Source organism: Pseudobutyrivibrio sp. C4, from assembly GCF_900111635.1.
Lineage (GTDB): Bacteria > Bacillota > Clostridia > Lachnospirales > Lachnospiraceae > Pseudobutyrivibrio > Pseudobutyrivibrio ruminis.
In genome coordinates, this window is record NZ_FOHF01000006.1 from 66,711 (window position 1) to 78,809 (window position 12,099).

The window sequence follows — 12,099 nt, forward strand, 5'->3', positions numbered from 1 at the left end:
TTTTATTGTCTTACTCCATAGCATTTTCTAGCAAATCCTATAACTGTCTTAACGATGTATTCAATAAGAATGCTTCCCATTATCATTATTGAAAAATAAACTATTCTAGCCACCCATAGATTTTCAAAACTCATGTTATCCATAATGAATGCTCTAAACATTTTATGATATAAGAAAATATAGAGAGTATGCCTTCCTAACACTGATACTTTTGTCCAAATCAAATTTAATGCATTCAAGTTTACAGCCATCAAAACTTGTTCTAACAAAAATACTACAACAAATATTAGAAATGCATATATTAACAAGCTTACACTAGGCGGATTTAAGCCTGCACCAAACTTAAATCTTTGATCTAATTGAAATCTGTCTATGCATATAAAATTTCTCCATAATATCAACAATACTATTCCAACGACCAATAGAAAAACCTTTGTTATTGACTTCAAGCCTGTTAGTGCATTCTTATACTTCTCAAAAAACATTCCCACAAATAATGCAATAATATATGTACCACCAAGCAATTTGCCTCCGCCGCCATAGATGTCTTTAATATTTGTATATAATGTTGTAACCGAAGCAAGATATACCAAACCGCACGCAGTAAGAACAGTAACAATCATCTGTTTCCAAGCATTGTCGCTGTAATTCAATAATCCAAACAAAATCGGACTCACTATAATAAGATGAATATAGAGCAAAACGTAATAATATGGAGCATCTGCACTAAATGTAAGCACCTGTTCCCAGTACATATTGAAATCAAACATTCTGTAATAGTATACAAATACTATAAATGAAGCTATCAAATATGGATAAGTAATAGCCCATACTTTATTCCATATTTTCCTTGGTGTAACACAATTGCAGTATGATTTGTAAGTTGTAACGCCCATCAAGAAAATAAATAAAGTAACACTGTAATAGGAACTAAATGCAATATCCTGATTAAAATATAGAATATTATTTGTATGATCAATAATAACTCCAAATATTGCAATTATCTTAGCTATATCAATCCAACTTTCTCTTTTCGATGTCATGGCTTTCCTTCTTAGAATTTATTAATAGCCTCTATTACTCTATCCTGCTCCTCTTTTGTCATTCCATTATAGAGAGGAATTGAAAGAACTGTCTTTGCATAGTTCTCTGTGATTGGAAGTGAACCTTCTTTTACGCCGAGATACTGATATGCTTCTGAAAGATGTGGCGGAATTGGATAATGAATAATTGTTCCTATTCCATTTTCATCTAAATATTTAATAAGCTCATCTCTATAATCAGACTTGATTACAAACTGATGCCAGATATGAGTAGCGCCCTCACGAATCTGAGGTAACTTAATCTTATCATTATGAAGTTCATTCAGATATCTCTCGCAAATGACACGTTTTTCCTCGGCGAGCTCATCAAGATGAGATAAACGAACTCGTAGCAATCCAGCTTGCATTTCATCAAGACGTGAATTTGCTCCTACAACTTTGTTATAATAACGCTTCTCTGAGCCATAGTTTCTAAATACTCTTGTGTCCTCTGCTATTTTGTCATCATTAGTGACAATAGCTCCCGCATCACCAAATGCACCAAGATTCTTTGAAGGATAGAATGAGAAACATCCTATATCTCCAAATGTACCTGTTGTTTGCCCATTAAACTTTGCCCCATGAGATTGAGCACAGTCTTCTACTAAACGAAGATTATACTTTTTACATAAATCAACTACAGGTGCCATGTTCGAAGCTTGTCCATATAAATGCACAACGAGTACAGCCTTTGTCTTATCTGTAATCTTTTCCTCAATTTTCGAAGCATCAATATTATAATACTCATCTGGCTCAACAAATACTGGTGTTGCTCCATTCATTGTAATGCCCATAACACTGGCTATATATGTGTTACCTTGAACAATTACTTCATCACCTGCACCAATTCCTAGAATTCTAAATGCAATCCAAAGCGCATCTAAACCGCTCGCTAAACCAACGCAGTGCTTTGCTCCAACATAATTTGCAAACTCTTCTTCAAACTGCTTTACCTCGTTTCCAAGTACGTACCATCCAGAACGAAGTACCTCAATCGCTTTATTTTCAAATTCATCCTGATATTTGAAAAAACCTCTATCAAGTCTATTTGGCATTATCTTTTCCATATATCTCATTCCTTCCTTCAATTACATTTCAAATTCCTCAGCTAATATTCCATATAGACACCAATCTACATATTTGCCATCTTTGTATATGTGTTTGCGTAATTGACCTTCTTTTTTAAAGCCACATTTTTCATATAAATGAATGGCTCTTTCATTATCTGCCAGCACAGTTAAATATACCCTATGTAAACCATACTCATTAAATGCTTTATCTAGCAATTCCTTAGATGCAGCTTTCGCTAATCCTTTTCCCCAGGACGCTCTTCTAAGACTAATTGCATATTCTGCAGATTTATTATTCAAACTTATATCCTTGAGACTTATTGTGCCCTGATATTCATCATTTGAATCTGCTATTGCAAAATGAACGCTAACGCCTTCTGTTAATTCTTCCGGTATTTTAGATGATTCACAAAAAGATATCGCATTATCTATTGTCATATCCAACATCTTTTTTTGGAAGCCTTTTTGCACTTCCTCATCATGCATCCACTCCAACATAAGTGGAGCATCATCTACTTTTAATTCACGTAAAACTGTATTCATATATTCTTAATCCCTCTGATGATAAAAAATCATTTGTTCTTCTTTGGTAAGCTTTGTAGTTTCTTCGATATAGCTATTATATTCTTCTGTGTCATTATCTCTTTTGATTAAGTTTCTCGTAAATCCATTTGAAATCACTGCCACGAGAACCGATACTATCAAGAACGTACCAAGAACAATCCCCTGTACTCTAGCTTTTTTGATTGAATTTATCTCACATAGATTAGTACATCCAATTGCTGCTATTGGCATAAAAAACACATAATACCATAGTGTATTTTGCGGATTAGCTTCCCAAATAGAATGAAATAAAAATCCGCCAATAAATACTATTGCAAACAATACAATATTCTCTGGATTTTTAAATTCTATTACTAGCCCAATCATACTGAGCATTAAAATCATAAATTGTAAATAATTTAATAGTTTACTTATATTATATACATGTGGCTCATATAATAGTCTATCACTACCAGCATGTGGTTGCTCATCATACCTATACATGAACTGATTAATCCAAAAACAATCAAAAGTAGGGTTGTTCCACTGTGACGCATTTTTACCCGTAAAGAACTTAACAGCATGTTTCGGATCATGCTTAAAATCATTTACACGCTCTGACAAAAACTCATGGGCAATTTTCTTATGTTCATCGTGATTAAACCCACTTTCTGCATATGTATTAGCGGCATATCCATTATACCAACCGTCATATCGTCTATCCGGCTGCTCAATTAATCCTTCTGCAATCCAAGACTCCGAAGCCATTCCCTTGCCCGCATGTAAGCCACTTATTGAATAGGTTGTAATGTCAACTATCTTATTTGTGCTAACTAGTACTAAAATCAAGGCAAGAGCTATAAATGCTTTTCGCAATTCGAATTTTTTGATTGTTATTAATAGCCAATAAACAAATTCTGCAAAAACGAAAATAAAACTAGTTCCACGAATAAATATAGCCAAGCAGGCAGCTATGAGCGCCATTACTATATTGCTTGTCTTAGCATAATCCCTGTAATCAAGTAGATTTATAATCGATATTGCACACAGCGAAGTGCTTATTATATTTCCATATACAAATGTAGTGTATAGGATAGGCGGAATGAATACGCAGCATAAGATTTGAAGCATTATTTTTGCTCGCACAGAATAATGCTGTTCGATATATCTACACATAACAGCGTACATGGCAACCAACATTAATGTATTGACTAGTCTGTACGCTATAACTGCATGTATACCAAAAATCTTAATAAAGAAATATAACAGGATTATTATTCCTTGCTGCTGTGGATATCTATCAAAATATCCACCTTGTGCAAAAGTGCTTTCAAAGTCGCCACTAGCCCAGCTTTTAGCAATGCCAAACACAGCTCCCTGATCACCAATTGGTCCACTTGGTAAAGTGAGGACTACAAGAAGTGCAATTATAATCATCACCGCATATAACACATATGATATTATTTTCGCGTATCTAATAAATCTATCCTTTAGAACTTTATCTACGATATTTAACAAAACAACTAAAAGTGCAAATGCAAACCAATTTATCACTATGCTGTCTTTTACCATAAAAGTCTTCTGTTCAATATCAAGAAAGCTCGTACTAAATCCTGCAAGTAATACGAGCCAGGCTACAATTCCTATCAGGATGATAATAACTGCTTTTTCTAACCAATCAGCAATTTTGACGTTCATTACTCTTTTTCATCCCCCTTTTCAACTATATAAGGAGGTCTATTTCTAGATGCGTCAAATGTACGCCATACGTATTCACCAAGTATTCCCAAGGAAATCATAACTATTCCAAAAGAAACAAGATTAAATATAAACAAAGTAGTCCATCCTTCAACTTCAATCATACCTGCAACCTTTGCAACTATTTCAAAGATTGCCCATATCAGTCCTATTACAAAGGATGCAAAACCTACAACTTCAACAAATCTTACAGGCATAGTTGAAAAACTGAACAATGTATCTGAAACAAGCTTAATTTTCTTTTTAAGAGTCCACCTGCTAGTTCCTATCTCTCTAACCTTGCGTGTATAATAAACAATTCCTGTTTTGAATCCACTCCAAAGAATTTGACCAGTGATTGCACTGTTCTTCTCATCTAATGAATCTAAAACATTAATAACTTTTCTGTCCAATAAATAAATATCGAATCCGTTCTTTGGCATGTTTGGAAGGGATGTCTTTCTAACTAGCCAATAGTATAGATTTGCAAAACCTGTCTGTGCTTTACTTTCCTCACGAGCCTCACGACAAGCAAGTACAACATTGTTTCCTTGCTTCCAGCTTTCTACCATATCTAGAATTAATTCTGTTGGTTCCTGTAGGTCTGCAGCCTTGATAATTGCACAATCTCCTGTAGACCTCGAAAGGCCACACAGGCATGCTGCGTGGCTTCCAAAATTTCTAGACAGACTATATATTTTAACATGACTATCTATAGCGGCAATTTCCTGCATTACTTGCCAACTGTTATCACCTGAACCATCGTTAACCATCACAATTTCGTAGTCATAGTCAATCTTATTAATAAACTTTTCTTTTAAATCTTCGTAAAGAGGATGAAGATTCCCCTCATTATAGTAAACGGGAATCACTAATGATACTTTCATATTTACTCTTGCTCCCCTTCTTTATTCATAATTTCTACAAATTCATCATAGTCTCTAATGTATTCGCTAGCATCATAATGAGTGCTTGCTAAGCACAATAAAACTGAATCCTCACTGAACTCATACATATCTTTCCAAACCATTTTAGGCAAATATATGCCGGTATGTGGTCGATTCAATGAGTAAACTGTTTCATTTCCCTTGCCATCTTTTACTCGCACTTTACTTGTACCTGCTACATTTATTAGCACGAACTCACTATTGCGATTGGCATGCTGCCCTCTGACCACTTCTGAATCCGAGCCATATATGTAAAAGATCCTCTTAATATCAAATGGAATATCTATTCCACCTTCACATATTACGAGGTGACCTCTGTCATCACCTCTTTCTGTAAATTCCAGCATTTCAGTCTTATTTTGCACATTCATATATCTTTTCTACTCCATTCACATTAAAAAATGCTCGATTCATTTGTCTTTATTCCCTTGACATTATCAATATCAATCTCTGAATAATCATACAAATAGTCTTTTAGCTTCTCTTCGATAATTTTAACACCATGATCATTTGGGAACTTTTCCCACAATCTAGTATTTACAATCGAACGCTGTGGGTTCATTTTTGTATACTGTTTGTCGTGCAATTCTGCTTTTAAACCAGCAGCTTTTTCTACACGAGCTACAGTCTCGTCGTACTTATATAAAAGATCCTCAAATTGAATCTTAATTACATGCTCCGACTCCTCAATTACTCCCTTTCCAGCTTTTCTACAATATAAAAACCAATCACAGAACTTATCTGGATCTGTTGGAAGAACTCCCTCTTTCCAATAGTACTTTTCAGATAAATAAATATCTCTAGGATCTCTATCCACTACAAACACAAATACTTCATCTTCAAAATATTTCATTACTTGCTCTATATTGGAAGACGGAAGAATTTGATCAATTTCCAAATACTCTTTATCTTCTTTATTTAAAGCTCGAAGTAATCTTGAAATATATTTTTGTGTATACTTCAAAAAATCCTGTTCTGTTGGATGGGAATATAATGTTTGTTCATTTTTTAAAATCTTAAATGGTTGACCTGGTATTCTTCTGAAGAAATGATTTGCCAACTGATATAAGTAATATATCTTTGGTCCTTTATCATATAAATCGTAGAACCACCATCCTGTACATTCAAAATCTGTCAAATCGTTAATATAATCAGCAGTAATATCTCTATACTCATTACCATCAAAGAAATTCGAATATCTTTTGCTCATGAAATTACCTTCATTAAAATGAGCCAATTTAGCAAATCGCTTTAATGCATGTCCAGAATTGTGGCGATTATGATTTTCAACTAGATGATATTCCAAATCTCTTACTCCGTCTGTATCATGTAAAAAACGAAATTCAAAATTTGATAAATCCTTTACATTTGAATATTCTGCCACTAAATCTGTAAGTGCACTAGACCCACTTCCATAGTAACTTGCACAGGTTATTACCTTCATTAAATGTTAACTCCTTACTTCGCTATTCTTTTTCCCGAATAAAATTTAAGCATTCTTTTATTAGACCCCATATCATAACTATCATTATTATTCCGATTGGAAACGCTGAAATAATACTAACTGACTGAATATTAGACATGGAACTTTCAGAGAAAATTAATGCTATTGGTAATACAATCAATAATATACACCATAGCAACTGTATAAATACATTTGGTACTTCATCCTCGCCTAAGTTCCTATAGCTATAACTTGCTGCTGTAAATGCAATAGAATCAAATGATGTGGCATAAAAGGCCATCATAGTAAGCAGTAATACTATCATCACTAATGTAGGGAAAGGCATTGTATCTATAACACTTAATATCATATCATACAAATCGCCAGTTGCAGAGTATTCAGCAATAAAATCTTTTGCACCTTTCACCTGGAGCGATAATGAATAGTTTCCTAGAATTATAAAACTAATTATTGTAGAGCCAACTCCAAAGCAATATCCGCCTATTATAGTCTGCTTTATAGTTCTTCCTCTAGATATATTTCCGATAAAAAATGGAGCTGCGATACACCATACCATCCAATATGCCCAATAATATATTGTCCAGTCCTGTGGAAAATTATTCTGGCGCTGTGGATCTACATATGTTGATAATCCAATAAAGTTTTGTATCATTCTACCAAAGGATTCAAAACCATTTTCTATTATATATCTTGTTTGACCTCCAAATAAGAAAACAAATGCTAAAAGGCCAAAGAATAAGAACATACATGCCTTTGCCAGGAGACTAATTCCTCTCATTCCATGGATAACTGCATAAGTATATACGATACAGGTAATAACTAAAATGATTATTGTTATCACTGAACGATCTACATTAATTCCAAATAATCTGGAAACTATTGTCGCCATCAATGGTGTAGCTACGCTAAATGTAGTAGCAGTTCCTGCCAAAAGTGCAAATATAGCAAATAAATCGATAACTCTTCCCAATAATCCATCTGCTTTATTTCCAATTACAGGCCTACAAGCTTCTGAATATCTCTGTCTATTTACTTTCTTGACATGCAACATAAAGCCAAAAGCAACTGCAAGAACTAAATAGAAAGACCAAGGGATGAAGCTCCAATGAAACAATGTATATACATTTGCCCATTCTGATATTGAGCCCAGTTCAGCAACATGTGGATTTGTGGCATACATAATCCATTCAGCAAACGAATAGAAAAGAATATCTGCTGCAAGGCCACATGTAAACATCATACTTCCCCATGTCCAGAATGAATACTTAGGCTTTTCATCCTGACCACCCAGTCGGATATCTCCTATTTTTGAAAAACTCAAATATATCGAAATCAAAAATACACCAATGCCAATTATCAAATAGTATACACCTAATGTGTCTCCAAAAAAGAATCTAATTTTACTGAGTATTTCATTTGATAATTCCGGCTGAATAAAGAATGACCCCGCAACAGTCATAATCAAAATAAATGGTAAAAAAGTTATAAGCCAGTCAATTCTACTTTTATTGTTCATTATTTCCCCCTATCTATTAAATCGTATACTTTGAATATGTATTATCAAGTTTAACTAAGTCTTGAAAACTATCTATTTCTACTAAATCCTCTTTACTAATAGGATTTATACCCAAGGTAAATTCTTTAAAATGACAAAACATTGGCACATCGTCCCAATATATCTGTCTGTTGTCATTTTCAAATTCCAACTGAACAAATTTCTTTAATTTCAATGCATCATCCTTGGTCCAACGACTGATACTATAAAGCTGCCATCCTTTTGAACCTCCCGTGCGAGAGCATTCTGTTACTACTCCATCCTTTTCTTGCATCAACCATTCGTCTGTGTCATTTTCAACCCACGCACCACTATATCCTGATAAATCAAACTCAGGTGCAAGGATTTTATCATTATAGATTAGCTGATCTCCATCCAATATTATGCAAGCTCTGTCTAGCTTGTCCCTTACAGAATAAAGTGATGAGATATTGTTATATTGGTCATAATATCTGTTTTCGACAAGATTGATATTTGGGTACTTTTCCTTAAGTATTTCAAAACATTCCTTCTTATACCCAACGACAATAGTTATATCATTAATTCCATTTTTCATTAAACCATCTATGACAGTATCAATCATGCGAGTTCCATTTACTTTTACCAGTGGTTTAGGTATTTCATCAGTAATAGGACGCATTCTATTTCCAAGGCCTGCCGCCATTATAATTGCACGTTCAACTTTATTTTTCATTAAGCTTCTCCATTTCCTCTATGGCAATCTTGTAATACTCTTTCGCATATCGATATTGCCTAATAGCGTATTCTCCGAATTCTACCCCTAGGCTTAGCTTGTATTCGCACCAGTTTGACCATAATAGACCAGCTATTGCCACATAACAATATATCTTTATTCTATTTTGAACCGAACATTTTTCTTCAAAATATATATCAATCAACTTATCAATCCGTTCTTTATCATACATGCTATAGATACAAAACATAGCAATATCCACGTGCGGATCTTGCATGCCTGCATATTCCCAGTCTGTTAATTGGAGCTGTTCCACCCCAGTTTCATCTGTATAAAAAAGGAAATTATCCGGAACTGCATCAATATGTGTAAGAGCTCTTCTTTCGACATGTTTATCAACATATTCTTTTAACTTCAAGATATTAGCTTTCGTTGTACTATAATCTCGATATATCGACGTTGTATCCCTTAGTTTTTCATAAAACTCTATTTCCTCATACATATCAAAGATATGTTGCACTTCAAGATTTAGGTTGTGAAACTCCCTAAGTTTATCCATGCACCTACGGATATCTTTGTCATCATTAGAATCAGCGGGTCTAACCCCATCTAAAAACTTGGTAATCTTATATCCATTATCTGCATTAATATAAACAGGATCGTCACAAATTCCTTTTCCAGCAATTGCCTTATATACGCTTTGCTCATGATATCTGTTTATTAGCTTATCTGTTCCTTCACCAGGAATTCGCATTATATATTTTTGCCCCAGTGCCTCGAATAAGAACGATCTGTTTGTCATTCCTTTTTTTAATACTTTTATATTTTCTATATCACTTTTTCTGCAATTAAGTGTCTCTGATATAATCGATATTACATCCGATTTAAGACTGTTGGATTTATTATCTAACTCTCTCAATTGCTCGTATGTATTTATCTCGACAACATTGGCTGCATTTATCATTTTCGCATTAATATACATTCTGTCCTTGTCAAATAATGCATCCTCCCAAAATGCATTTTTATTTTTACTGTCATGTTCTAATTCTTCGATTCTTTTTTTAAGCTGTATCGAGTCCTCTCTATTAATATATGAAACTCCAACCATAAAATTGTTATGTGATTGATCATGTGTCTTTACCAATTCCAGTTTTCTATTTATATAGACATTGCTATTATCATTCTGTTCATTTGAAATCATGTACCATGAGTATGCTTCAACTTTAGAAAAAGGATTTGAGAAAAAGTAGATATCAGAAGGCAATATATATGTGTTTGCAATCTTTTCTTTTACTAAATACAGTGAGTGCAAATTATTCTTATCGGCATATTCTGTATTTATAGCCAATTTAATATCATATAAGTCAATAAGATATTCGAAGGCCTCTTTCATAAATCCAACTACTACTGTAATTTCATGTATGCCAACCTCTTTTAATTGTTTAATTAAACGCTCTATTAATGGCTCTCCATCTACTTCCATCAATGCCTTAGGCATGTTCTTCCCAATAGGAACCATCCTCATTCCGTATCCTGCAGCAAGGATAATTGCGTTATGTGGTCGATTAGCTACGATCAATTCAGCACCTTTACTTAACACCTGTAAATCATCATTGATATAATCCTGCTCACAAAGAACTTTTATAGCTTTATTAACACGTCCCAAAGAATATCCAGTATTCATCGCCACTGTTCTTTGGCTGCATTCCTGATTCAAATATATGTTTTTAAGAATATCTAATTCGATTCCGTTCACGTTTTTCTCCTTTCTTATTTTCATGAACATTTTGACAAAAATAACAGTTGCTGTCAACTGTATCAGGAGACATATATTCCTGACAACATAAATCCAGCAACTGTATTTGCCTTGCATACGATATTTATATCGAAATAGTATTATGATTCTGTTAAAAACTCCTCAATCTGCCTATCCATAACCTCAGCCACATCATCCCCATTCATATATGCAACGGACCACTCCACAATCTTTTCCATGGCAGTCTCTACATTCCATACAGGCTTCCAGCCAAATGTATTTTTGAGCTTACTACAATCAAGCTTAAGGAAATTTGCCTCGTGTGGTCCACCATCATGTTTGTTAATCCAGGATGCATGGCCAAGAGAAGTTACGTCAGTTACCTTGTTCCACTTGTTGCAGAACAACTGTACTAATTCACCAGTAGTCCAGCAGTCAACATCATCAGGACCGACATTATAGCTGCCAGCCAGACTTCTGTCTTTATACTGAGCCTCTGCAATCATTAGATATGCCATAACTGGTTCTAATACATGCTGATATGGACGTGTGGAATATGGATTACGAACCACAATCTCTTGTCCTGAAGAGACAGCTCGAATGCAATCTGGAATAATTCTATCATTGGCGAAATCGCCTCCACCAATAACATTACCTGCGCGGCAGGTAGAAACTGCGGGAGCATCACAGCCATATTCCTTCTGATATTCAACATCAGTAAAGAAAGAGTTCTTATAAGAAGATGTTACTAACTCTGAACAAGACTTTGAATTCGAATATGGATCAAATCCATTTAGCTCCTCGTTCTCACGATATCCCCACTGCCATTCTTTGTTTAGATAAACTTTATCTGTAGTCACATTAACAAATGAACGAACGCTTGGTGTCTGACGAACAGCTTCACATATATTAACCGTTCCCATAACATTAGTCTCATATGTGTACACCGGATCTTTGTATGAATCACGAACTATAGGCTGTGCAGCCATGTGAATCACTATCTCAGGCTGAATCTCTTTGAACACCTTTAACAACTGCTCTAAATCGCGAATATCTCCTTCAATAGAATTCATCTGTGATTCCAAATCACATAATTCAAATAAAGAGGGATTTGTAGGTGCTGATAGTGCATAACCTGTCACCTCAGCTCCAGCATTTATAAGCGCTTTACACATCCAGGAGCCTTTAAATCCTGTATGTCCTGTTATTAATACTTTTTTATTCTTATAAAAATATAAATTCACAGCTTC

11 protein-coding genes are annotated in these 12,099 nt (G+C 34.4%); all 11 read right to left on the reverse strand.

Annotation, left to right across the window (positions count from 1 at the left end):
- Window positions 1–2: 2 nt before the first annotated feature.
- Window positions 3–1,043 carry an acyltransferase family protein gene (locus tag BMY66_RS10240; protein ID WP_090395080.1) on the reverse strand — a complete coding sequence of 347 codons (1,041 nt, stop codon included), beginning with the start codon at window positions 1,041–1,043 and terminating at the stop codon, window positions 3–5.
- Window positions 1,044–1,054: 11 nt separating this feature from the next.
- Complete coding sequence (locus tag BMY66_RS10245; RefSeq protein WP_090395081.1) at window positions 1,055–2,149, reverse strand: DegT/DnrJ/EryC1/StrS family aminotransferase; 1,095 nt, start codon at window positions 2,147–2,149, stop codon at window positions 1,055–1,057.
- A gap of 21 nt (window positions 2,150–2,170) precedes the next feature.
- On the reverse strand, window positions 2,171–2,695 hold the full coding sequence (locus tag BMY66_RS10250; protein ID WP_090395082.1) for a GNAT family N-acetyltransferase: 525 nt from the start codon (window positions 2,693–2,695) through the stop codon (window positions 2,171–2,173).
- 6 nt (window positions 2,696–2,701) lie between these two features.
- Window positions 2,702–4,393 carry a glycosyltransferase family protein gene (locus BMY66_RS10255; RefSeq protein ID WP_090395083.1) on the reverse strand — a complete coding sequence of 564 codons (1,692 nt, stop codon included), beginning with the start codon at window positions 4,391–4,393 and terminating at the stop codon, window positions 2,702–2,704.
- Window positions 4,393–5,319, reverse strand: a complete 927-nt coding sequence (locus BMY66_RS10260; protein WP_090395084.1) for a glycosyltransferase family 2 protein — start codon at window positions 5,317–5,319, stop codon at window positions 4,393–4,395. Before BMY66_RS10260 ends, BMY66_RS10255 begins: the two co-directional genes overlap by 1 nt.
- A 2-nt stretch (window positions 5,320–5,321) precedes the next feature.
- A complete protein-coding gene (locus tag BMY66_RS10265) occupies window positions 5,322–5,750 on the reverse strand; it encodes a sugar 3,4-ketoisomerase (protein WP_090395085.1) in 429 nt (142 codons plus the stop codon).
- Window positions 5,751–5,773: 23 nt separating this feature from the next.
- Window positions 5,774–6,823: a hypothetical protein gene (locus BMY66_RS10270; protein WP_090395086.1), complete on the reverse strand. Its 1,050-nt coding sequence runs from the start codon at window positions 6,821–6,823 to the stop codon at window positions 5,774–5,776.
- Window positions 6,824–6,845: 22 nt separating this feature from the next.
- Window positions 6,846–8,360 (reverse strand): BCCT family transporter, encoded by a 1,515-nt coding sequence (locus BMY66_RS10275; protein ID WP_044935257.1) that lies wholly within the window; start codon window positions 8,358–8,360, stop codon window positions 6,846–6,848.
- A 16-nt stretch (window positions 8,361–8,376) separates the two neighbouring features.
- A complete protein-coding gene (locus BMY66_RS10280) occupies window positions 8,377–9,093 on the reverse strand; it encodes a sugar phosphate nucleotidyltransferase (RefSeq protein WP_090395087.1) in 717 nt (238 codons plus the stop codon).
- Window positions 9,083–10,849: a phosphotransferase gene (locus BMY66_RS10285; RefSeq protein WP_242942707.1), complete on the reverse strand. Its 1,767-nt coding sequence runs from the start codon at window positions 10,847–10,849 to the stop codon at window positions 9,083–9,085. Before BMY66_RS10285 ends, BMY66_RS10280 begins: the two co-directional genes overlap by 11 nt.
- A gap of 140 nt (window positions 10,850–10,989) precedes the next feature.
- Window positions 10,990–12,093: a CDP-glucose 4,6-dehydratase gene (rfbG, locus tag BMY66_RS10290; protein ID WP_090395088.1), complete on the reverse strand. Its 1,104-nt coding sequence runs from the start codon at window positions 12,091–12,093 to the stop codon at window positions 10,990–10,992.
- Window positions 12,094–12,099: the final 6 nt, after the last annotated feature.